General features: G+C 42.3%; 19 protein-coding genes and 1 pseudogene. 15 read left to right on the forward strand and 5 right to left on the reverse strand.

Annotated elements, in window-relative coordinates:
- Positions 1-53: 53 nt before the first annotated feature.
- The 8 genes from KIU71_RS01975 to KIU71_RS02010 are packed head-to-tail and all read left to right on the forward strand — an operon-like array spanning position 54 to position 10,082.
- Complete coding sequence (locus KIU71_RS01975; RefSeq protein ID WP_214129478.1) at positions 54-1,517, forward strand: amidase; 1,464 nt, start codon at positions 54-56, stop codon at positions 1,515-1,517.
- 22 nt (positions 1,518-1,539) lie between these two features.
- Positions 1,540-2,382 (forward strand): hypothetical protein, encoded by an 843-nt coding sequence (locus KIU71_RS01980; protein ID WP_214129479.1) that lies wholly within the window; start codon positions 1,540-1,542, stop codon positions 2,380-2,382.
- A 3-nt stretch (positions 2,383-2,385) separates the two neighbouring features.
- A complete protein-coding gene (locus KIU71_RS01985) occupies positions 2,386-3,501 on the forward strand; it encodes a C45 family autoproteolytic acyltransferase/hydolase (protein WP_214129480.1) in 1,116 nt (371 codons plus the stop codon).
- A gap of 9 nt (positions 3,502-3,510) precedes the next feature.
- On the forward strand, positions 3,511-5,085 hold the full coding sequence (locus tag KIU71_RS01990; RefSeq protein ID WP_214129481.1) for an ABC transporter substrate-binding protein: 1,575 nt from the start codon (positions 3,511-3,513) through the stop codon (positions 5,083-5,085).
- On the forward strand, positions 5,085-6,026 hold the full coding sequence (locus KIU71_RS01995) for an ABC transporter permease (RefSeq protein WP_214129482.1): 942 nt from the start codon (positions 5,085-5,087) through the stop codon (positions 6,024-6,026). The genes KIU71_RS01990 and KIU71_RS01995 overlap by 1 nt, the downstream gene beginning before the upstream one ends.
- A gap of 1 nt (position 6,027) precedes the next feature.
- A complete protein-coding gene (locus KIU71_RS02000; protein ID WP_214129483.1) occupies positions 6,028-6,828 on the forward strand; it encodes an ABC transporter permease in 801 nt (266 codons plus the stop codon).
- 3 nt (positions 6,829-6,831) lie between these two features.
- A complete protein-coding gene (locus KIU71_RS02005; protein WP_214129484.1) occupies positions 6,832-8,598 on the forward strand; it encodes a dipeptide ABC transporter ATP-binding protein in 1,767 nt (588 codons plus the stop codon).
- Between the two features lie 2 nt (positions 8,599-8,600).
- On the forward strand, positions 8,601-10,082 hold the full coding sequence (locus tag KIU71_RS02010) for an aldehyde dehydrogenase family protein (RefSeq protein ID WP_214129485.1): 1,482 nt from the start codon (positions 8,601-8,603) through the stop codon (positions 10,080-10,082).
- 5 nt (positions 10,083-10,087) lie between these two features.
- Here KIU71_RS02010 and KIU71_RS02015 read toward each other — a convergent pair whose 3' ends face one another.
- Positions 10,088-10,990, reverse strand: a complete 903-nt coding sequence (locus KIU71_RS02015) for a LysR family transcriptional regulator (protein WP_214129486.1) — start codon at positions 10,988-10,990, stop codon at positions 10,088-10,090.
- Between the two features lie 144 nt (positions 10,991-11,134).
- Here KIU71_RS02015 and KIU71_RS02020 point away from each other — a divergent pair, with 144 nt between their 5' ends.
- The 4 genes from KIU71_RS02020 to KIU71_RS02035 are packed head-to-tail and all read left to right on the forward strand — an operon-like array spanning position 11,135 to position 15,746.
- Positions 11,135-12,454: an aminotransferase class III-fold pyridoxal phosphate-dependent enzyme gene (locus KIU71_RS02020; protein ID WP_214129487.1), complete on the forward strand. Its 1,320-nt coding sequence runs from the start codon at positions 11,135-11,137 to the stop codon at positions 12,452-12,454.
- Positions 12,455-12,464: 10 nt separating this feature from the next.
- Complete coding sequence (locus KIU71_RS02025; protein ID WP_214129488.1) at positions 12,465-13,982, forward strand: CoA-acylating methylmalonate-semialdehyde dehydrogenase; 1,518 nt, start codon at positions 12,465-12,467, stop codon at positions 13,980-13,982.
- 21 nt (positions 13,983-14,003) lie between these two features.
- Positions 14,004-14,372, forward strand: coding sequence for a cupin domain-containing protein (locus tag KIU71_RS02030; RefSeq protein WP_214129489.1), 369 nt, complete (start codon positions 14,004-14,006; stop codon positions 14,370-14,372).
- 60 nt (positions 14,373-14,432) lie between these two features.
- On the forward strand, positions 14,433-15,746 hold the full coding sequence (locus KIU71_RS02035; protein ID WP_214129490.1) for a putative porin: 1,314 nt from the start codon (positions 14,433-14,435) through the stop codon (positions 15,744-15,746).
- A 110-nt stretch (positions 15,747-15,856) separates the two neighbouring features.
- Here KIU71_RS02035 and KIU71_RS02040 read toward each other — a convergent pair whose 3' ends face one another.
- Positions 15,857-17,608 (reverse strand): alkaline phosphatase D family protein, encoded by a 1,752-nt coding sequence (locus KIU71_RS02040; protein ID WP_214129491.1) that lies wholly within the window; start codon positions 17,606-17,608, stop codon positions 15,857-15,859.
- An 88-nt stretch (positions 17,609-17,696) separates the two neighbouring features.
- Here KIU71_RS02040 and KIU71_RS02045 point away from each other — a divergent pair, with 88 nt between their 5' ends.
- Entirely contained in the window at positions 17,697-18,920 is a 1,224-nt protein-coding gene (locus tag KIU71_RS02045) for an alpha/beta hydrolase (RefSeq protein WP_214129492.1), read from the forward strand.
- Positions 18,920-20,494: an ABC transporter substrate-binding protein gene (locus KIU71_RS02050; RefSeq protein ID WP_214129493.1), complete on the forward strand. Its 1,575-nt coding sequence runs from the start codon at positions 18,920-18,922 to the stop codon at positions 20,492-20,494. Before KIU71_RS02045 ends, KIU71_RS02050 begins: the two co-directional genes overlap by 1 nt.
- Before the next feature lie 191 nt (positions 20,495-20,685).
- On the opposite strand, the gene KIU71_RS02055 is transcribed toward KIU71_RS02050, so the two are convergent.
- Complete coding sequence (locus KIU71_RS02055) at positions 20,686-20,922, reverse strand: hypothetical protein (protein ID WP_214129494.1); 237 nt, start codon at positions 20,920-20,922, stop codon at positions 20,686-20,688.
- Between the two features lie 36 nt (positions 20,923-20,958).
- Here KIU71_RS02055 and KIU71_RS02060 point away from each other — a divergent pair.
- Positions 20,959-21,213, forward strand: a pseudogene (locus KIU71_RS02060) (integrase core domain-containing protein); the annotation flags it as partial.
- A gap of 80 nt (positions 21,214-21,293) precedes the next feature.
- Here the strand turns inward: KIU71_RS02060 and KIU71_RS02065 are convergent.
- Together KIU71_RS02065 and KIU71_RS02070 are read right to left on the reverse strand one after the other, a co-directional pair.
- Positions 21,294-22,268 (reverse strand): alpha/beta fold hydrolase, encoded by a 975-nt coding sequence (locus KIU71_RS02065; RefSeq protein ID WP_214129495.1) that lies wholly within the window; start codon positions 22,266-22,268, stop codon positions 21,294-21,296.
- A gap of 53 nt (positions 22,269-22,321) precedes the next feature.
- On the reverse strand, positions 22,322-24,577 hold the full coding sequence (locus tag KIU71_RS02070; protein WP_214129496.1) for a TonB-dependent receptor: 2,256 nt from the start codon (positions 24,575-24,577) through the stop codon (positions 22,322-22,324).
- Positions 24,578-24,760 lie beyond the last annotated feature (183 nt).

The raw sequence follows: 24,760 nt of genomic DNA on the forward strand, positions 1-24,760 counted from the left end.
TTATATACAAAAATAATACAATATAAAAATATAAAGTAACGAGGAGTCGATAAATGGCGGTTGTATCTGACTTACCCAATTTTGATGGTTTGGGCATAGCACAGCTTATTAAGAATAAAGAGATTAGTTATCAAGACGTTTGCGAAACCACTTTTTACCTCATAGATAAACTCAATCCAAAATTAAATGCCGTGGTAAGGCCGATGAAAGAGCAGGCATCGCAGATTGTTTCACAGTGCGACAATCAAAGTAACGTTCCTGAAAGTTTCTCGGGTGTGCCGATAGTACTCAAGGATGAGTACTTATCTTATGCAAATATGCCAAATGATCACAGTAGTATGTTAGGGCAAGGGTTCACTCGTAGTTATCACACTCACCTAGTCGAAAAATATTTGCAAGCTGGTATGATGGTGGTTGGTAAAGCAAATCTGCCCGAGCTTGGGGCTTCAGTGACAACTGATGCCAAGTTATACGGCCCATGCAAAAACCCGTGGAATGTTGACTATAACTCTGGCGGTTCAAGCGGAGGCTCCTCCTCTGCAGTAGCTGCTGGGATAGTACCAGTCGCATACGCAAACGATGGTGCAGGTTCTATTCGTATACCAGCGTCCTGTTGCGGCCTTTTTGGCTTGAAACCGACCCGCGGACGAGTCTCTACCGCACCAGACGGTGGTGAGTACTGGAACGGTTTGGTCATAGAGCATGCAGTTACAAGAAGCGTCAGGGACAGTGCTCATTTATTAGATATTACAGCCGGGTATCAACCCGGTGACTTTTATTGCGCGCCTCCTCAAGAAGAAAGTTATTTAAATGCAACATCAAGGCCGCCAAAGCCCCTAAGAATCGCGTTTTCTGCTCAACCGCCTTATGAGGCAAATATAGACCCAGAATGTATTAGCGCAATCCATGAAACAGCGAAACTATGTGAGGAACTTGGCCACAATGTCGAAGAATGTAGTCCCAAATTTGACGGCGAAGCAATGCGTCTTAATCTTACAAAACTTCTTCAGATACATCTTGCCTATGGTATCGATGATTTGGCATCTCATTTTAAACGCCCTATCAATAAAGACCTTATTGAAAATTCGACCTTTGAATTGGCAATGCGAGGTAAGTCTTTAGGTGCGGTTGAATTTCTAGGGGTCTTAGAGTCATTTACGCAATTATCTAGAGAATTAGCGAGTTTTTGGCAAATGTATGATGTGCTGTTAACCCCCACGCTTGCTTCACCCTCAGTTAAAAATGGCTTTATTTATACGGATGATCCTGACCCAGACCGCTATTTGAAAAGATTTTTTGATTTCATCCCTTTTACGCCTATCGCGAACATTATTGGCCATCCGGCAATGACTGTTCCACTGGGCATGTCCTCTTCTGGCTTACCAATAGGCAGCCAATTCATTGGCAGATTTGGCGATGAAGTAACCTTGTTGCAACTCGCTATACAACTTGAGTCAGCCTCCCCTTGGATATCAAGAAAGCCTACCGTTAGCGCTTGGGCAGAAGGTATATTTTAATTGTGAAGTATTGGAGAAAAGAATGAAGCGTGAAGGCCACGGAAAAAAATTAAGTTACTACGATTGGGGAACAACTCCTTTTTTCGCGCTACAGCATGACAAGCGAGTTAGCTATTGTTTGTTCGTACCAGAGACGTACGAAGAGGAAAGCGATAAGCGCTATGAACTGATAGTTTTAATACACGGCACTGAAAGAGGTGCGTCTAAATATCGAGATTCTTTCGTTGATTTTGCGAATAGCTACGATTGTATCGTATTAGCGCCTCTGTTCCCAGTAGGGCTTTGTGGCCCAGGGGAACTGGATAATTATAAATTAATAAAGCAAGGTGATTTTCGTTTTGATAACTTACTTTTAGAAATGGTGAATGAGGTCAATGCAAAGTATCGATTAGCGTCTGAAAAGTTTTTTCTACATGGATTTTCTGGCGGCGGGCATTTTACGCACCGTTTTTTCTATTTACATCCTCATCGCTTGCATGCTATTTCGATAGGAGCGCCTGGCGTAGTCACCCTGCTTGATACTTCTCTTAATTGGTGGACAGGTGTAAAAGATATCGAAGCACAATTTGGTATATCGATTGATTGGGAACAACTCAAACAGGTCAAGGTCCAGATGGTGGTAGGAGACCAAGATAAACAAACTTGGGAGATTACGATACCTGAAGATTCTTCTTGGTGGATGACGGGCGCAAATGATGCTGGCGCTACTAGAATCGAAAGGTTAAACGCGCTGAAAGCATCTTTTGAAAAGCACTCTATTCACTGCGAATTTTGTTTGGTGCCGGGCATCGCTCATGACGGGTGGGCCGTGCTCGATGATGTAAAGCGATTTTTCGCAAACACTCTTAAGTCTTTAAAAGGGTAGCCCATGTCAAAACTGTTTAAACATATCCGAATAAGCGGTTCACCGTTCGAACGAGGAATCAGTTACGGACAGCAAGCAAGCCCTGAAATTAAACTCGCCATTGAAACTTACCGCCCTAGCTTTCTGAAGCAAGGACTTAATTGGAGCACGGTGATAGAGCTTGGTGAGAAGTTCGCGAAGAAAGTAGAAGCATACAACCCTGATATGCTCGAAGAACTGAAAGGTATTTCTGAGGGAAGCGGGGCGAAAATTGGCGAAATTGTTGCGTTAAATGCACGTACTGAGTTGTTATATGGCGCAAGCGACAAGCAAATTAGTTCAAGTGAGGGGCAAGAAATTAGCGGAGAAGGCTGCACTGGCGCTATCGCGCTGGCGCAAAATACTCAAACAGGTACAGTCATTCACGGGCAAAACTGGGATTGGATTGCTGAGTGTGCGGCCTTTACGCTGGTTTTACAAATAGAACAAGCTTACGGGCCAGACCTCATCACCTTAGTAGAAGCAGGGACCCTTGCAAGATGTGGTATGAATTCTGATGGCATAGCCGTCACTGGAAACTTTCTTAAAACTGATAATGATTTTGGGGTCGATGGAATACCCGCACCATTTATTCGCAGACAAATTCTAATGTCGTCAAACTTTTACGATGCGATGAATGCCGTCATCACCTCCAATCGCTCATTTTCAATCAACGTCATGATTTCTGATGGAAAAGGTGAGGCAATCGATTTTGAAACAACGCCTCGTCGAATTTATACCATGCGACCGGAAGACGGCCTATTAGTGCACTCTAACCACTTTCTTTCACCTGCAGCGCAAGTTAACGAGATTGATAAAGCCATTGAGGTGACGCCAGATACCCTCTATAGAGATATAAGAGTGCGTCGTTTGCTCGAATCTCGTAAAGGTGACATTTGCATTGACGATTTTAAAGAGGCATTTGCCGACAAATACTGTGCGCCATATGCTGTTTGTCGTGATCCGATTGATGGTCCGGGGGGCTCTTCGTCCGCCACGCTAGCGACCGTTATAATGGATGTTACGAAGGGCGAGATGCATTTGCTGGCATCTCCTTTTGAAAACGATGAGTATCAAATTTTTCGCTTTGACAAGAAGTAGAGGTTGCTGGTGAGAGTCATTGTAGTATTTGTTCTATTATCTTTATCGGCTTGTTCTTCCGAAAATGAATCCATAAAGCCTAGAGATGGCAACAGTCAAATTGTTGTAGCGTTGCGCAATGACGTTCGAGGATTTGAACCGGGTATTTCAAGAGATGTGTTTACTGATGATTTGTTTTTGCACATCTACGAAGGTCTTGTCACTTATGATGAAAAAGGCGGCGTTATTCCCCTCTTAGCGGAATCTGTCAATATCAGTGAAAACGGCTTGACATATGAGTTTACGCTGCGTGAAAAAGTCGTTTTCCACAATGATAAGCCACTTAATTCAGAGGTGGTAAAAAAGCATTACGAGCGAATTTTAGATCCAGATGGAACATGGCTTTGTCGCTCATGGTATGACGGAAGTAGGGGCTTGGAAATCATTGAACTTGAGGCTCCCGACGATAAAACCTTCGTTATGACCCTCAATACACCCGATGCCTCTTTTTTGGATAAGCTGGCTAATGTTCAATGTGGGGGCTACATCGTGCACCCTGATTCTTTTGATCAAGACGGGAACTTTATTGAACCAATTGGAACAGGCCCTTATGCATTGTCACAATGGCAAAAGGGCGAATTCGTATCGCTGGAGGCCTTTACACAATACCGCTCTTCTGGTGCTCAGAAAGATGGCTTGGGGGGCGCTAAAAGAGCCCTAGTAGATAAGATAAAATGGCAGATAATTCCAGATATTTCATCCAGTATCGCAGGTCTTTTGTCAGGCCAAATTGATATGGCAGGACGTCTAGATGCTACCAGCTTGTATGACGTTATAAATGAAACGAATCTTGAAGTTCATAAGCAGCAAAGTTTTGATTGGAATACGCTATTGTTTCAAACTAAGGATCCGCTTCTTAGCGACCTTGCCTTACGACAGGCGATTGCCTCCGCACTCGACATTAATTCAATTGCACAAAGCGTATCTGGCGGTATTTCTAAACAAAATCCTTCAGTAGTAAGCACACAATCTCGATACTATTCAGATTGCCATACCGCCGGCTATACATTTGATAAAAGCAAAGCTAAACAATTTCTTCAACAAAGCCGTTACGTCGGGCAAGCAATATCACTCATCACAAACAAACGCTACAACCATATGTACGATAATGCCTTACTTATTCATTTTATGCTGACGCAAGCAGGGTTCAACGTAGAACTGGAAGTGGTAGAGTGGTCAACACAAGTAGATTTATACCTCACTGGCAATTTTCAGCTCATGGTGTTTGGCTATAGCGGTCGTACCGACCCATTGTTAGCATACGAAGCGATTTTAGGCGATAAGTCGCAACATCCCTACTATCAATGGGAAAATGATAAAGCACGCGGTCTTCTTAATCAATCAATGAGAGAAATCAGTGCTGAACAGAGAAAAGAAACGTTTTGTGAAGTGCACAAGTTAATGATACAGGACATACCGCTTATCAATTTACATAACCAATACATCATTGATGTCACGACACCAAGCTTAATTGACTACGCACCTTATACACTTCAAACGCCTCGATTTTGGGGTGTTAAGAAAGAAGAGGGAAGGCGTCAATAATGTTCAATTATATTTTAAAGCGCGTGTTCTTGGCGATTCCGACGCTTCTTATAGCAAGCCTAATCGTATTCATTATGGTGCGAATTTTACCGGGTGACCCAGCAGCATTGATGCTTGGAGATATGCAAGACGCACGATCGCTCGAACAAATGCGTGCTCAATTAGGCCTGGATAAGCCGATAGTTATGCAATATCTCATCTGGCTCAGCGATATGTTGAGCTTTGAGTTTGGCAATTCTATCATCACCGGTCAGTCGGTTTCAGAACTAATTTTTGATCGCTTTTTTGTGACCTTTCAACTTGTTATGGTGGCCGTTGGCATCGCAATAATTATCGCCATACCGAGCGGTCTATATGCCGCGCTAAAGCACAACACCTTTACTGACCACAGCATCATGATGCTATCAATTTTCTTGCTTAGTATTCCAAGTTTTTGGATAGCACTCATGCTGGTCTTAGTGTTCGGCGTTGAATTAAGGTGGCTACCCACAATTGGTTATGTCGCGCTTTCTGACAACGTGCAGGAGGCAATCAGGTATCTCATATTACCTGTCGTATCGCTCGCGCTTGTGGTAATTGGTCAGTTCACCAGAATGATGCGCTCAACATCGATTGATATCCTAAATACGGAATTCGTGCTCAACGCTCGTGCAAAAGGCCTCTCAGAAATTCAAATTCTTAAGCGACATATCTTTAAAAATGCCTTTGCCCCCACCTTGACGATAATTGGTATGGTCATCGGTTCACTGCTCGGCGGCGCGGCGGTTATTGAAACGCTATTTACGCTTCCAGGCATTGGTCGCCTAATGGTCGATAGCTTATACAGTCGGGACTATCCGGTAATACAAGCATCAACATTATTGATGGGTGGTGTTTTTGTGTTAGTAAATTTACTTGTCGATTTACTTTATCCTTTCTTTGATCCGCGAGTTAAGTTATAGCATGAAGAAATTGAATTTGGCCATAGGCTCTGTGCTTTGTAGTATTTGGTTATTAATGACGCTCATTTCGTTAATATACACGCCCTATGATCCCCTTTTTATGCATTTGGACAGCCGGTTAAGCGCGCCAAATCCCGAATTTTTGCTCGGCACAGACCAATATGGTCGTGACTTACTCAGCAGACTGCTTGCAGCAAGTAGCGTCAGTTTTATCGTTTGTGCATCTACTACATTGATAGCTATCATCATTGGCGGTGCGATAGGCGCGATGGCAGGTTATAAGTCAGGTATATTCGATCGATTAGTCGTAATGGTACTCGATGCTGTTATGGCATTTCCTCCCCTTTTGTTGGTGTTATTGTTTCTTTCGGTGGCGGGCCCTTCTCTTCCCTCAATCATTATTGCCTTGGCTATCGCCTATATTCCCACTGCGGCTAGAGTAATGCGATCAGCCGTATTAAGCATCCGTGAAAAAGAATACGTTGAGGCCTGTCTTGTGCTTGGTCAGCCCACTTTTACAATTTTAGGCAAGCATATTTTGCCCAATACCTTAAGCCCAATGATTGTATTAGCAACATCCATGTTTGCCACTGTTTTATTAATTGAAAGTGCGCTCAGCTTTTTAGGTTTAGGCGTAGCTCCTCCGGCTGCCACTTGGGGAGGCTTGCTAGCAGATAGCCGTCAATATCTCGGTGTTGCTCCATGGCTGAGCATCGTGCCAGGGGTGGTTATCTCTCTTACGTTATTAGGTATCAGCATGTTGGGTGATGCCTTACGCGATGTTTTAGATCCCAAGGTTTAAATTATGACAAAGTCAGAGGTGGTATTATCTATTTTTGAGCTTAGCTTAGGCTTTTCAGCGCTAGAAAACACAAATCTCGTTGTTGAAAAGGCCGAATTTCACATAAAAAAGGGTGAAATAGTTGCACTGATCGGTGAATCTGGTTCCGGCAAAACCTTGCTTGCCAAGTCAATCATCAGACTTCAGCCTGATGATTGCCAACTTATCAACGGCAGCATTGTGATGAATGGCATCGAGCTCAATGAGTTGTCATTAGCACAGATACGTGAATACCGCGGGCGTGAGATTGGTCTGATCTTGCAAGAGCCGATGGTGTCATTAAATCCGTCGATGCGCGTTGGTGAACAGATGATTGAAGGTCTTTTACTTCATACTAAACTGACAAAATCTGAAGCATTGCAGCGTGCTAAAACAATGCTTGTCAAAGTGGGCATACCAGAGCCAGAGAAAAGACTTACTCAGTATGCACATGAACTTTCAGGTGGATTGCGACAACGCATCATGATTGCCTCTGTCATGTTGTTAAAGCCGAAGCTCGTTATTGCTGATGAGCCAACAACTGCCTTAGACGCATCGGTGCAAAATAGCGTGATGCAAATGTTAGTCGAATTAACAAGCGAGATTAATGCATCTGTATTGCTCATTACTCACGATCTTAGCGTTGTCGCTGATTATGCAAATGAAGTTGTGGTCATTGAAAAAGGAAAAGTGGTTGAAAAAGGGAAATGTTCAAAAGTGTTTGCCAAGCCAAAGCATCCATATACAACGAAGCTGTTAGAAGCATTGCCGATATATAAACCGAAGCCTTTAAACGTAAGTGAGAGTGCACCTGTTGTGCAGATTAATGATGTGTCTGTGAGCTTCAAAAGCAAGGCATTTTTCCCTTGGCAAGAAAGCAAAATATTCAGGGCTGTGAAATCAGCGAATTTAAGCATTTTACCCGGCAACGTAACGGCTTTAGTCGGGGAATCTGGTTCTGGTAAAAGTACACTCGGTCGCACGGTCGTTGGGTTATGCCAACCGACAAGCGGAAGCGTTGAGCTTGATGGACATCGTTTGTATGAAACTTCTTCAGCAAAACGCAACTTGCACCCAGATATTGTACAGTTGATTTTCCAAGACCCTTATTCTTCATTAAACCCCAAGATGAAGCTTGAAGAAATACTATATGAAGGTATTTTGCAAGCTGATTTATCGTATGAAACTCGAAGAAAAATGGCTGGCGATATGCTTGAAGAGGTTGATCTACCGAGAGAGTTTCTTAAACGCTACCCTCATGAACTCTCTGGTGGGCAACGGCAACGGGTTTGCATCGCGAGGGCACTTATTTCAAACCCCAAACTCGTGGTAGCAGATGAGCCTGTTTCTGCATTAGATTTGACTGTCCAATCAAAAGTATTGAAGTTGTTGAATCGTCTGCAGCAAGAACGTCAATTTTCAATGTTGTTCATATCACACGATTTAGCGGTCGTGCAGCAACTTGCCGATACAGTCGTTGTGATGGAACACGGGGTCATTGTCGAGAAAGGCGCGACGACAGATATTTTTGAAAATGCTCATCATCCCTACACACGAAGACTAATAGAAGCGTCACCCTATTTAGAGAAGTGCCACATTACTCAAGAATATAAACTGACAACCCGTCGAATAAGCAATAAAACACCGAAGGCTCTCAATTTTTGTGAAACCTTAGAATTCGACGATGAAGAAACTGTTTTTCATCAAGTGAACCAACACCACAGTGTGCTTATTAAGGCCATAAGGACTTAGCAATGACTGAACAGACAACTGCCACACTATTTATAGATAATAAATGGTGTTGCGCATCCGATGGAGACTTTATCTCAGTAGTAAATCCGGTTACCGAGCAGACAATTGCTCATGTTTCTAGTGCTACTAAGGAAGATGTGAATAAAGCGGTAGATAGCGCCGATAAAGCGTTGAAATCGGATTGGTATCACACTAACGCAAATGAACGAGCCGAAATATTGGAAGCTATCGCTAATGGCATCGAAGCCAATATCACAATGCTTAGTGAGTTAGAGACCAAAAGCAACGGTAAGCCATTGGCCGAATCTGTTTGGGACATAGAAGATGCAGCTGGCTGCTTTCGATATTATGCAAAATTAGCGAGAGGATTAGATGATCGACAGGGCAAGTCTGTAACGTTACCAGATATTAATTTTAAATGCAGATTATTTTATGAACCTATTGGCGTTTGCGCCCTTATTATTCCGTGGAATTTCCCCTTGCTCATGGCCGCATGGAAAGTAGCACCGGCATTGGCAGCCGGATGCACTATGGTACTAAAACCTTCCGAATTTACGCCTTTAACTGCAATTGAGCTTTGTAACATAATTAAGGACGCGGGTGTGCCTAGCGGTGTTGTCAATTTAATCACTGGTTTTGGACATACCGCAGGCCAAGCGCTGGTAGAAGCAAAAAAAATTAGAAAAATTGCATTTACCGGTAGCGATGCCACTGGCGCAACCGTAATGAAAAGTGCAGCCGTTGATATCAAAAATGTCGCCTTAGAATTAGGTGGCAAGTCCCCTATTCTGATTTTTGACGACGTTGATGTAGACAAAGCAGTCGAATGGATAATGTTTGGCATTTTTTGGAATAAGGGTGAGGTGTGTAGTGCTACATCGAGATTAATCGTGCACGAGCGAATAAAAGAGCGCTTGTTTGACAAGCTTGCAGTGCGAGCAAATAGTATAGCAATAGGCGATGGCATGCACAAAAGCGTAAAACTCGGTCCGCTTGTTTCAAAAGTTCAATACAAAAAGGTGACTGCGATGGTAAGGGAGGCAATAGATCAAGGCGCTACATTAATATTCGGTGGGAAGAGACCCAAGCATCTGGAAAAAGGTTACTTTTTTGAGCCGACACTTTTAGTTGATGAGAAACGATCATCATGCGCGTGGACAAAAGAAATTTTTGGACCGGTGCTTACTGCATGCACTTTTTCGACAGAAGAAGAAGCTGTGCGTATTGCGAATGATTCAGAGTTTGGTCTAGGTGCTGCAGTATTGAGCCAAGACCCTGATTTATGCCAACGTGTGGCGGGACAGATTGAGAGCGGAATTGTTTGGATAAATTGCTCACAACCAACCTTTACAGAGGCACCGTGGGGAGGAGTGAAACGCAGCGGTATTGGACGCGAACTAGCCGAAAACGGGCTGGAAAACTTTCTAGAAACTAAACAGGTTACCGAATACGTAGGCGATGATGATTGGGACTGGTACAAATAACTCGCTTAGTGACTATCAATAAGACATTTTTTAAGAATTGACGCTGGGCGATTAAGTTTCTTAGAATTTTTGTGAATGAGCTTAAATGAGCAATCATAAGTAAATCGTTGATTTTCTATCTTTATTAACTTTTTTTCAGCAACGAAATTCGCCGCATAGTGGTCCGGTAAAAATCCAATGTATTTCCCAGTCAAAATCATTATAGCTACTGCTTCTTGATCGCTAGCTACAGCCGAAGATATCAAATTTAAAGTTTGGCTAATCGCCATATTCGGCGAGTAGTAACCTAAACCTACATAGGGTATTGCCATTAAAGCCTGCTCGTCAGTCCCTTCTAAATGTAAATTTGGACTTCTATACAAGGACATATGCTCATCAAAGAGCGGACAGTACTCTATGCCAGAAACTTGCTTTATTGTCGGCACGATCCCAAGATGTAAGTGCTCATTGACTATGTTTGTCTCAATACTGTTTAAGGGCTCAACCATCAATTCTAGTTTTACCTCAGGGGCTAGCGTAGTGAAGCGCTCAAGTGCCTCAATCAGGTTCGCATTTGGATTTGAAAGGATCTTATCGAAAAGGCCCACTCTTATCGTACCGGAAATCGACTCATGTAATTCATTGATGCTCAATTTGAAGTTGTCGATAGCGCCGTTCAATTTGGTGATCGCCTGATAAACTGAGACACCCTCATCAGTCAGTCTAAAGCCACCTCTACCTCTCACACAAAGCACAAGATTAAGTCGTTGTTCTAAATCACCAATGTATTTTGAAATAGTTGAACAACTGATGTTTAGTTTTGCTTCTGCCGCACTTAGTCCTTTTGCATCTGCCACTATTTTAAAAATTTTTAACAAACGCAAGTCTGCATCTGAAAATTGACCTAAAAATGCTTTGCTTTTCGCCATATGCGCGATCCTTTTAAACTTTTCTAGCGCCAAACAGGTCCCAACTTTACTTTCATTTATCTCAAAGTAAACCTGTATATTAATATATTTATTAAAGTTAATGCTTACTGGATAATCAACATGTATTTTCTTATTGGAGAACGCATGAGCATCATCAGCCAATCACAGCTTGAAGCGCACTGGATGCCCTTTTCAGGCAATCGTCAATTTAATAAATCACCTCGCATTTTTTCCAAAGCAAAAGGGGCGTATTATTACGATGATAAGGGAAACAAGATATTTGACGCCTTGTCAGGTTTGTGGACTTGTGGCCTAGGTCACAACGTCGATGAAATCAATCAAGCTGTGTACAAGCAGATCAAAACGCTTGACTACAGTCCAGCTTTTCAATTCGGTCACGAAAAGTCATTTCAACTAGCTGAGAAAGTGCTGGCCTATATGCCTGAGGGATTTACGCGTGTTTTTTTCACAGGTTCCGGCTCCGAATCTGCCGATACCGCGATGAAAATTGCGCGCGCATATTGGCGCAAAAAAGGCATGTCTTCAAAAACTGGTTTTATTGGCAGAGTAAAAGGCTATCACGGCGTCAATTTTGGGGGCATAGGCGTTGGCGGTATTCCGGCAAATCGCTCCATGTTTGGCGAGGGAGTTAGCGCAATTCACTTGTCGCAGACACAGATTTCTGGGAATGAGTTTTCTAAAGGCCTCCCTGAACAGGGGGCGCACATCGCAGAAGAACTGGAGCAAAAACTCTTGTTTTATGGCGCAGAAAATATAGCAGCATTGATTGTAGAGCCTATGTCAGGCTCTGCTGGCGTGTTGCCGCCACCTGTAGGCTATTTGAAGAGACTTGTAGATATTGCGAGAAAACACAATATTTTAGTGATTTTTGATGAAGTGATATGTGCATTTGGCCGTTTAGGCAAAAAGACCGGTGCAGAATATTTTGATGTCTGTCCCGATATCATCACCATTGCCAAACAATTGACAAATGGTGCCATTCCAATGGGTGGGGTAGTGGTAAAAGAGCATATTTATGAAGCTTTCATGGAAAATGCTGGGCCCGAATTTGCCGTTGAACTTCCACACGGCTATACCTTCTCTGCACATCCTGTCGCTTGCGCAGCGGCATTAGCAAATTTTGAGGTATTGGAAAAGGAAAACCTAATTCCACGCGTCAATGATCATGCTGCTTACTTTGAAAACGCTATTCATAGTCTGAAAGGGCTCCCTTTCGTAACTGACATCCGTAATTTGGGCTTTGCCGCTGGTTTGACAATTGAGCACAGAGCTAGCCATCCAATGGCGAGAACCTTTGATATTGGCATGTCGATGCTGGAAAAAGGTTTTTATGTTCGGTACGCCAACGACACCATTCAGATTGGCCTGCCTTTTATCACGACACGAGCAGAAATTGATTCCCTTGCAAATGCTCTGTCCGACACAATCAAACAAATACAATAGGTAAAATAAAATGGACACTATACCGCATTTTGTTAACGGCGACGAATTGATGGCAAGCGACGTAGATAGAAACAGCAATTTTAATCACAGCGACGTTTTTAACCCGTCAATTGGTGCATCAACCGCACGCGTTGTGCATGCCTCTGCAACACAGGTAGACCTATGTGTGTCGATGGCAGAACAAGCGTTTGAAAAATGGAAGAAAGTCTCTCTCGGTAAAAGAGCGGCCATCATGTTTACATTTAAATCGCTGGTTGAAGAGAATATCGACTACTTATGCCAACTGATTGGACAAGAGCATGGGAAAATTGCGCATGATGCCCTAGGTGAGGTCAAACGCGGCATTGAAAACATTGAGTTTGCTTGTAGTGCGCCTTTGGCTTTGAAAGGTGAGCATAATCGACAGGTAGGTAGTGGCATTGATGTATTTACCGAACCTCACCCGTTAGGCGTTGTAGCCGGTATTACGCCTTTTAATTTTCCTGCAATGGTGCCTTTGTGGATGTTTCCATTAGCCATTGTTTGTGGGAATTGTTTTATCTTAAAGCCGTCTGAGAAAGTCCCGTCAGCAGCTATATTTTTAGCAAAATTGCTAAAACAAGCTGGCCTTCCAGACGGCGTATTCAATGTCATTCACGGAGGACGTGAAACCGTAGATGCAATTCTGCATCATCCGGCAATCAAGGCAGTCAGTTTCGTCGGCTCGACACCTGTTGCTAAATCAATCTACAAAACGGCCACAGCCAACGGCAAGCGATGTCAAGCGCTTGGCGGTGCTAAAAATCATGCGGTGATTATGCCTGATGCGAATGTAAACTTTGTAAGCGATCAAATAATCGGTGCCGCCTTTGGCTCTTCTGGGGAGCGCTGCATGGCAATATCTGTTGCAGTATGTGTAGGTAAAAAGACAGCAGATGACTTTGTGAAAGCGTGTAAAGCAAAAATCGCGCATCTTAAAGTAGGGCCTTCATCGGAAAACAGCAACGATTTTGGTCCATTGATAACGAAGCAACATCTGCAAGCAGTGCAGGCGCATGTCGAAGAGGCAGAGCGTCAAGGCGCGAGCCTTGTTGTTGACGGTCGATACCCAAAAATTGCCGGAGAAGCAAAGGGCTTTTTTATGGGAGCAACATTGATTGATCATGTAAATAAAGAGATGAAATGCTACCAAGAAGAAATTTTTGGACCTGTTTTATGTGTGTTGAGAGTAGATAATTTGAAGCAGGCTGTAGATCTGATAAATGCAAATCAATACGGTAACGGGGTTGCGATATTTACTACTAACGGCTTTGCTGCTCAGCGATTTAAGGAGCATATAGAGGTTGGAATGGTTGGCGTCAATGTACCCATTCCGGTACCAGTGGCTTATCACAGTTTTGGAGGCTGGAAAAATTCGCTGTTTGGTGATTTACACGCTTACGGTCCAGACGGCGTTAAATTCTATACACGACGCAAAACTATCACTCAGCGCTGGTCGGATAATGCTCAAGAGACTGGGCCTGCATTTGGTTTTCCAGCAAACGATTGACAAAATACCTAAGGAATAAGCATGCTCAATAAAATTGAAAAATTAGATTATTCAAACCTTTTTGTAAATAAAATGAAACCGATAGGACTGTCTTTTCCAGAACAGGTTATTAGCGGCGATCCACAGGAATCAGCGCTTAGCATACTGGATCTTGAGTCAAGCGCAGTGAGCCTCGGCGTATGGCGGTCAGAAGCGGGCCAAGTAAAATTTGATGCATATCCTGTGAGCGAGATATGCTGGATCGTTGATGGTGAGCTTAACTTACATTCCACAGATGACATTTATACCTTCTCCAAAGGCGATGTGTTTTTCATTCAAAAAGGCATTGAAGTGACGTGGACAATGTCAAAACCGCTGACGAAATACTATATCGAGTTACTGGAGTATTAAGTGAACGATAATATCTTTTTCGCACAAGCACTAAAAATTGAATAGGGAGCGATAGTCTTTGTGAAAATTGGAGCGAGAATAGGGATGTGTTTGGGCTTGCTTATGGTTTTTAATGTGGGTAAGACAAATGAGCAAGCCAATATAATAGAGCAGCTTCAAGCACTTAAAGCACAACAAGAGGCGTTAAATAAAAAAATAGCGACTTTAGAAGCAGCGATTGCAAAGATACAAAAAAGTGATACGTCTATTGAAGCTACTGTCATCGGCAACCAAAATGACGCTGTTTCTAATGAGCATAAACGCTCATCAGAAACAGAAGCGCCGTCTAACAGCGAGTCTTCAATAGTGGCAAAATTAGAAGCCTTAGATCCTAGTGTTTTTGGTGATGCTCGCATTCGCTATGAATATAACTCGCCATTGCCTGGCGAATCTGCCAGAGAAAGAGGAGTAATAAGAGGACGATTAGGCGCGACTATCACCCCTTTTAATCAGTTAACTATTGGTGCTCGTTTGGTGGGTGGAGACCGGGATGACCCAAACACTAGTGATATCACCTTAGGTTCGTTTGACGACGATTTAGATTTGGGCATCGACCAGCTCTATGGTCAATATGCATTAGGGCCGACTAGTTTATTTTTTGGTAAGTTTCCGCAAATTTTTAGCGGTACAGATATGATTTGGGATGGCGATATTCCTCTGCAGGGGCTTGGTGGACAATACCGGCAAGCCATAAATACAGATTGGCATATATATCTTAATGCGACACATTTTTTAATTGATGAAAATGCACGCGGCAGCGATAGTTCAATGAATGGGCTTCAAATTGGCGCGGAATATAACTCCGAAAACCTTTCCTTGATAAGTCATCTATCACGTTATAACTATGCGCTCACATTTCTAGACTCAGCTGACGAGGGTGATTTTAGAACAAATGCCTTAAAGCCTGATGGTAGTTATTTAAGTAATTTTGACGTCATTGATGTTTACATGGATGTAGCTTACACATCAATGGAGTACTTCAATCAAGCAGGCCTGCGTCTGCATTTGGTGAAAAATATTGATGCAAATATTCAAGGTGACTCAGGCTGGCGCGTAGAGCTATATTTGGGCCAGATAGATAACACTCAGGCTTGGTCGCTGCTCTACTCTGTATCAGCATTAGAGCAGGATGCAGTGCTAGCAGCATTTTCTAATGATAATATCCCGATCGCGACGAACTACAAGAACCATAGTTTAGTATTTCAATGGATTCTTGCACCAAGCTTGCTATTCGACTTCACGGCGTATCGCTTTAAAGTACTCGACGCAATGCCAGGTATGCCATTGATTAATTATGAAAACAGGCTTCGGTTAAATTTGTCCTATAGCTTCTAATACTCATCTTACCTTTTAGAGTTCCTGAATTGATTAATGAGGTCTTGTTTTTATTGGAATGGAAATAACGGCTTATATTGTCAACTAACCAACTTTGAGCGTTAATTTATCTACATTACCTCATAGACAAGTCCTTCGAGCGAGTCGCGAATGCGCAATTTTCTCTCTGAATTCGTTTGATATTCCTCATCTTCAATTGTGCTGACCGAAATATAATTCGCTATGGCTTTTTCCTTAGACAGTGTCAAGTCAATATATCCGCGGGCAAAGGCATTGTAATAATCTATTTCTCGGTTGATTTCCGTCGCCATCGTTGGGAAATCGATGCCGACTGCTTTGAAAATCTCCATAATGTAACTTTCAGACGTGATACTACTCGTACCAAGCTCAATGCCTCGCCTTTGTCCCTTATTATCATACAAGGTATTTGTCATAAACGCGTGCGTGTCGCCGGTGAGGACTAAAACCTTTGCGTCAGTCTTTTGAATGGCATTATAAAGTAATTCTCGTTCGTGTGGATATCCATCCCAAGCATCAAGATTAAACGGAAGATCGAACTTCGTCATTGATAAATATTGAACAATGTGCTCTCTTGGTGCTGGATGTAAGGCTATTTCAAGTTCGTCAATTATTGATTCGGAAAGGTAAGGGCTCAAATCAGGCATGTGTAAGCGTGCCATGGTGCATTGATTGACGAGGATTTGCCATGGTTTATCCCTTTGTCTTGATTTCAATAGCGCATCAGCCACAAAGTCTTGCTGTTTTGGACCAATGTACTGTCTTGACTCATCTCCAAGCGTGTTCTGAAAAAATGATTCTCTATCGCTAAAACCGTCTTGATAAAGGACCTCATTATCTCTTACAGCAAGTCGCGTTTCTAAACAAATGAAGCTTGCTAAATCGCCAAATTCATATGTCTTCCATGCTTTGACGCTATCGTTGTTATGTTTAGGTTCTCTACGGGGCATCCATTCAAAATAAGCTTTAAGAGCAGATTCTTTTCGTTTTTTCCAGTCACCTTCCGTTTCTGGACTGTGATTTTGTGCGCCATCTTTATATGCATTATTGGCAAATTCATGGTCATCCCAAATGAGAATAAATGGATGGGCGGCATGAACAGCTTGAGAAGCCAATTCCTTTTTATATTGCGAGTGCCTCTGCCGGTAGTCCGATAGTGTGATCGTCTCATTTGCTGGTATATGAGGACGATTTAAGCGATTTCCTTCTTTTGCGCCAAGTTCGCCTTCCGCTGTGCCGTATTCATACAGGTAGTCGCCTAAATGCAAAACAAAATCGATGTCTAGGCGCCTAGAAATATGGTCATAGACATTAAAATATCCAAATGGGAAATTGGCACACGATACGACAGCGACCCTTAATTTTTCAAGGCTACCTGTGGGCAACGTCTTCGTTGTGCCAATCGGTGATTCAACCGCACCGACCTGAAATTTATAAAAATACGTTTGACCGGCTTCCAATTTTTCAACCAATACTTTGACACAAAAGTCATTGGCTTTGGATGTGCGATAAATCCCCTGTGAAACTGGATTTTCAAACTGTCTGTCTATCGACAGCTGCCAACTCACATCGATATTCCTCGAAGTTGCTTCTTTTTCATTAATTGGACTGACTCGTGTCCAAATAACAATTCCATCTTCACTGGGGTCACCACTGGCAACACCATGTTCAAATTTCACCGCGGGCGGGTAAGGGTATGGGCGCTCAACTGTAAATGCCAAAGGACTACTCACAAAACTAGCAAAAATGCTTCCCTTGATAAGCGTTCCGAGGGCATCTCTACGCCCATTGTCTAAGGCTTCATTTTTATTACTCGCATGCTTCACCCTCATTAAGTGCTTCATGGAAACTCCTTGACTGTTTCACTTTGCCAAATTACAGTTTGTATTATTCTTGTAAAAAATACAAGACAACTATATAAAGGACATTCTTATGCAGCAAAACGCTAGGTCACATCATATTCACCTATTTCTTCTCGTTTTTTCTATTACTCTTCAATCTTATAGTGCAGAAACGCTGGCGAACCTCAGGCAAAACCAAACGGTTGAGGCTGAAACAAATGAAGTAAAACAAACAGCGAAAGCGCTTGCAGAAGGCGATAATCATGCAAGTTTTGAATATCTTTCTCAGTCAAATGCATTTTTCATCGAACGCCTAAATTCGCCACAGCGGGTAATAGACGGGCAAACACTGCACCCTAAGATGCAATACCTGTTAGAAAAATACACAAATCCCGAACAGAACAAAGGCTATGAAAAAATGCTTAGATCGGAGCAAGGTAGAGAGCTGTTTCGCCAACGCACTGATATCAACTGGCCTGCGAGGGGTAAAATATCTAAAGCAATGAAAAGCACTCAAGATAAATGGATTGAAACACCCGAAGGAAAACTACAAATACGGATATATACCCCTCTAACCGAGAAAGATAAGCCGCTACCTGTTCTCGTTTACTTTCACGGAGGTTCATACATCTTTGGGTCAATAGACGCCCTCGACCGAGCCGTTCGTCTAATTGCGAATGAAGCCAATGTTATTGTTGTTTCAGCGAATTATCGATTAGCGCCAGAATATCATTTCCCAGCACCTGTAAACGATGCGACATATATTTATGATTGGGTTGTTGACAACCTTAGCTCATTTGGAGGTGATGCAGGTCGAATTGCAGTAGGAGGAGACAGCGCTGGTGCTTTTTTAAGCTTAACGATTAGTTTAAAGGCTTTAGAAAATGATAAACGAGTGCCTGATTATCAGCTACTTTATTATCCCCATGTTGACGTAATCGGTACCGGCAAATACGACTCTGAAATAATATTTAAAAATGGCTATGGCCTCGATCCATGGATTGTTGATACAACTATGGAATACATGTTTCCTGATGGCATACCAGAAGACAATCCTTTCATCGATGTTTTAGTACATCCTCAAGCCAAGCATTTTCCTCCCACATACGTTGGGACTGCAGGTTTTGATATTCTGCGAGATCATGGTTTTGCCTTAGTTAATCACTTAAAACAACATAATATAAGCGTTACTCACGGCCACTATCCCAGCTTGCTACATAATTACCTTGAATATTCTGGTGTTATGGACGACGCAGAGGACGCTGCAATGAAATCAGCACATAGTTTAGGTCAATTTTTTTGGGATGGTAGATAATGAAATTTTTACGCTGGGTAATTGTTGCAGGTACGCTATTTTCTTGTTTTGTTGCAGCGTCCGATAATATTCTGAGAGTAGGTATTGATCGCGACATTGCAAGCACTGAATATACCGACAAACACGATAACGCTAACATCATGGTACTGCATCAGATATACGAAGGGCTTGTCGCATACGATGAGAATATGGAGCTAGCGCCTTTACTTGCGAAGCACTGGGATGTCTCGGACGACGGTAAAACGTATCGATTTACGTTACGCCAAGATGCGATGTTCCACAACGGCGAATCCTTAAACGCAGAGATTGTAAAATGGAATTTTGAGCGTTTTTTGAGTGTAGAACGAGATTGGGGAGCCCATTGCAGAGATCAGTTAAATGGCGGCTTTGAAGAATATATTCGCCCCGCCTACATTGTGGATATTTCAGTATTATCACCATTTGAATTAGAGGTCAGATTGCAAAGCCCCTCTGGAATGTTTCTTCATCACTTAGCTAACGAACATTGTATTTATCCGATAATACATCCTGATTCGTTGGGTAAAGATGGTAAATGGAAAAGCCCCATTGCCACAGGCCCATTTCAACTTGAAAGTTGGTCAAAAGGGAAATCTATTGTTCTCTCTAAGAACGAGCACTATCGTGGACAAGCAGGAATGCGAAATGGATTGGTTGGAAACAAAGAGGTTTTGCTAGAAAAAATCGAGTTTTTTGTACAAACATCAAAAACCGAAGCACTCGCCAAGTTGAGTAAAGGCGAGCTGGATTTAGTGCCAGATATCGATATTTTGACAGAAACGGATGTTATCAATCACCAAAACACTGTTTTACGTAAAACTACCGTTCCCTCATTTCTGCAGCTGATTGTGCAAAGTCGTTCCAACACGATATTAGATAAAGTCGAGATGCGTCAAGCCATTGCATATGCACTCGATAAACAAAAAATTATCAAAGAATCTGTTGGTAGTTTTGCTAAAGTCAACCATTCAGCAGTAGCCAAAAGTTCGCCATATTTTAGCTTGGTACAACAGCGCGGCACTGAATATGACGTAGAAAAGTCAAAGCACCTATTAAGCAAAGCCGGATACGCGGGTGAATATATCCCAATACTCGCGAGCAAAGCACCATATCCAGTATTTAGCAGAGCAGCAGAACTCGTTGCAGAAATGCTGCAAGCAGTTGGCATCAATAGTGCCGTTGAATATGAGACATGGGCCGAACATCGCGCAAAATATGCACAAAATGATTATTCGCTAACACTAATTTCATTCTCTGTGAGGACGGACCCTGCGCTAATGTACAGCGCTATGGTGGGTCAAAAGGGCGATCATGCTTGGTATATGTGGGAAGACATGGAGGCTGAGTCTTTAGTAACAAGGGCTGTAATTGAACGCGATAGTGAGCTGAGACAAGCGCTCTTCGATCAGTTACACCAAAAGATGCTCGATTGGACACCTACAGTCGGACTGTCTGATTTTCCTAGAATTGATGCTGTTGGCAAAACTGTCGAAGGATATGAGCCATGGGCTTTGGGAATACCTAGGCTTTGGGGCGTAAAAAAGCACCCTCAATAAGCGAATTCAAAATGATTCTCTGGGTTAAATTGCAGAAATACACAGCAAATCAAATTAGGCTTTACATATCTATCGTTGGTTTTGCACTCAACCATTAGTGCAAGCTATATGGCTATTCATAAAAAGTGGGAAAGCTATCGCGTTTCCCCATGGAGTTTTTTTAATCGATCATTGAGATTAGATTAAAAAGGTTAGAAAATATAATGAATTGCCAGTCGATATATATTGGCATCTGTCTCAGCATCCAACTCGTTAGTAAACTTGGACCATTCCGCTTTAAAAGCTGCACGAGAACTTATATCGTATCTCAAACCAGCTGTAATTATTTCCCATTCTGCAAAAGCGCTCGCTTGTAAACCAATCACTGCCGGTGCTATTGCTTCTTGAATCGCCACTGGTTGAGCATTGAGTTGATCAATAAATTTCAAGTCATCGTTTCTATCACGAAATGAATATGTTAAAGATGGCGTTATCGTATGACACAAAGCATGAGCCGAAGAGGAAATTGCTGGGATCACAGCCCGATGGAGCGTGTGTTTAGAAGTTATAAATCTGAATGGATGCCGACACAAGGCTACCGTTCACTCAACGAAGCAAAACGAGATGTGGGATATTACCTGATGAACTATTACAACTGGGAAAGACCACATCAATTTAACGATGGGCTAGCGCCTGCTAGGGCTGAGAAATTAGCTAAAAAGGTGTCCGGATTTTGTTGACCACTACAGAATGTAAAGCGTGGTTACAATAAGAAGCTCACTGCAGAAATGTAAAGAGACTTTGGTATATTCACCCTAGTTCAATAAGTATATCGAGATAGAAATCGATGGGTGAGATCGGCGATTACATCGCTATCTTCTTCTAGCGCAAAGTGACCAGTGTTTAACAGATGTACTTCCAAGGTATGAACATCGTCTAAAAATCCTAAAGCGCCGGACACCTCAAATAGTAAATCATTTTTGCCCCACACCACGAGTACTGGTGGTTGATACTCCTTTAAATATTGTTGCCAACGTGGGTACAAGGCTACATTGTGTTGATAATCAAAAAATAAATCCAATTGAATATCAGCCTGACCATCTCTCGAGATTTTTGCAAAATCGTGTTCCCATCGTCTCGAGTTTATGAATTCGGGGGATCGTGTTCCATGAGTGTACTGCCACTTCATTGCCTCAAGTGTAAATGAGCGATTTAAAAAGAGCCCTTCCGTTTCAGTGTTTCTCTCTTTCCACAGACGTTGCATTCTTGACCATTTTTCAGGATCTAAGCCCTGCTCATATATATTGCCATTTTGCACTATCAATGCGTCAATATTTTGCGGATTGTTTGACGCAATGCGAAATCCAATAGGTGCGCCATAGTCTTGCATATAAAGGCTGTATTTTTTCAGTTTTAGCTGTTGTAACAGCTCTTCAATAAGCGTTGCAAAGTTGTCAAAAGAGTAGGTAAAGGCTTCTCTAGAGGGGACATCACTTTCACCAAATCCAGGATAATCTGGTGCGATAATGTGATAGTGCGGGCTTAACAATTGTATTAAGTTATCATACATTATTGAAGATGTCGGATAGCCATGAAGGAGCACAATTGTAGGGTTTTCGCGACTGCCTGCTTCTCTGTAAAAAATTTTTATGCCATTAATATCTTTGGTATTAACGTATTGGTCTGCTGCAGTATCAGTATGCTTTAGCGTCGTAGAAGGGTTAGAATTTGAAACGGTAAAAGCTAACAGAAAGATTAGCACTACAATAAGCATGAACCACAATGAATTCGACATAGGATGCTCCAAAAAAGCCATGTTATGAACATGGCTTTTAAGTGTTATTTGAATTAATCGATGTAATAGCTGTATCGAAGTATGAACGAGCGTCCTGTTCCAGCCGCGTATTCATTATCGGGGGTTTCTGGATTAAAATCAGTTACGTATTGAGCATCTAAAGGTGCGTATTTTTCGTTTAGGAGATTATTAATACCCAGGCTGATAAAACCGCCGTAAAGCGGCACTGAAACAGAAAAATCAACCAAAAGAAATGAATCTAGCGGTGTCTCAGCAAAACCTCGCTGGTCAAGTGGCGTTGAAGCAAATCTATCATCAGCTTCAGAGTACAAGAACTGAAGTTGCATCTGCCAATCATCAAGTGCTGACCATTTCATAAAAGCCGTCGCTTTTGGAGGATTTATTCGAGCTGAATTAAGCGGCGTTTCAAAACTTCCGTTATCATCAAAGTCTGCATGACCGTTGACAAATGTATAGGAAGCCCCGACGCTTGCCGTCTTGCTAAGATCATATTCGATAGTTGCCTCATACCCCCACACTTCTTCAGGTGCTCTTGCTACCTCAAGGGTAAGTGAATCTAATGTGGTTCCCTCTTCAGAGTTACTCTGGTAGCCAGCAAAGGTAAATGCAAAGTCGTTCCAAGTTCCCCTTATACCTAATTCATAGTTGTCGATCACTTGCGGCTCTGGGTTCAAAGTTGCAAGGTCGAATATCCCTTCAAAATCAGCCACTCGAATGAGTCGTCCGATGTCGGTTACAATGAAACCTTGCGAAAACCCGCCGAATATATCTAGGTTACTCGTGAGATTGTAAACACCCCCTATATTGAATAGAGGTTCGCTATATTCCAGTTCCCCGCCCGTTATATCTTGCGACAAGAATAAGGTAGTAAAATCAGCAACATCCACCGTTACATCTTCATATCTAAAGCCGGTTCTTAGTGTGAAGTTTTCGGCAACATCAAGTTCTAATTGCGCAAAAATAGCAGTGCTTGTTAGCTCCATATCGGGTGCAAAAACACGTCCATCAGCAAGCGGTTGCGCAGACTCATCTACGCCATAGTCCAGGCCCCATAAAACCTTGCCACCATCTAAGAGTTCATAGATTGGCGTGATAAAATCTACTCTAAGTCCTTTTTTAGAAGAGGTAATTTCGCTGTTCGCTCCGGGCGTACTGATAAAAGGGTCGGGATTAGCAGGATCAGCTGCTGGAAATCCTTCGAACCAACTGAATCTATTTTGTACATCTTGATAAAATGCAGTAACGGTTAAGTCAGTCTCTGCAAACAATTCTGAGGAAACATATTTTGCTACAAAGACTTGATTGTCAGTGATAACAGGAAGTCTTCTACTGTCAAAGGGAGTACCAAAACCGTTGTCTAAACCTACGGATGATAGCTGGTCAAAAAACTCATCTATGCTGATTGCGCTTTGAAACTCATTTTGTGTTCTATCACCCGGGTTGAAGAAATCTAAGGCATAGTTTAGGCCTTGCTCACTTACAAAGCTCAAACCGCTCACAGTTAAACGGTTATTATCATCAAAATCATACCCAATTTTTGCGAATATGCTTTCATTAGTGGTGTCTGCTAACCCGCCTTGGAAAAATGGGTCGGGTGGAATAAGTTCACCGTCTGGGTCATACATTAAACCAATGTCTTCATAGGTACCTGAAACAATATAATCAAAATTACCGGGCTTACCTGAGACCATAAATTCGCTCAAAAAGCTTTCTGAATCTTCAAACTCTGTGAGTGATCCACCGATACCAATGCTTACATAACCTTCAAAACTGCCGAGTACCGGTTCTTTTGTTATGTAGTTAATGATGCCTCCCGCCCCGCCGTTTCCATAAACAGACGATGAGCCTCTAATGACTTCGATTGAACCTATTGCAGATGGAGATATTGTTCGAAGTTCACGCCCACCATCGCGAAGAGGCGTACCAATTAAAACACCGTCGATTAGAACAGCAGGCTTCCTTCCTCTAAGCGTCTGTGTAAAATTAGAATTAGAATTTGAGCTAACACCAAGGCCCGGAACCGTGTTTGCTAACATTGAACCGAGATCTGTCGTTACTCTAGATTGTTCAGAGAGTTCTTGACTGCTAATAATAGTAACTGAATGAGGCACAGAAGAAAGCTCAGTTGGTAACCGCCCTACTGTAACTTTTATTACTTCTACTTCTTTCGTGTCGTCGCTTTCTTCAGCCTGCTCTTGCCCGTGAACGGAAAACGCAGAAATAGTTAAAAGACATGCGTAGGCGATTGGATTAAATGTAAATTTCTTGAGTGTGTTTGCTTGTTTCATCACAGAGTCCCACTAAATGTATTATGTTAGTTTATTAAACGTATTATTTACATTAAAAATACATTATGACTAAATTAAGTCAACCTTTAATATGTAACATATATTTATAATTTGACATTTAAATTAATAGTGAACATGACATTTAGCTTAGGTGTTTGTTCGTAAATATTTTATTATTTACAT

Source organism: Alteromonas oceanisediminis, assembly GCF_018474025.1.
Lineage (GTDB): Bacteria > Pseudomonadota > Gammaproteobacteria > Enterobacterales > Alteromonadaceae > Alteromonas_E > Alteromonas_E oceanisediminis.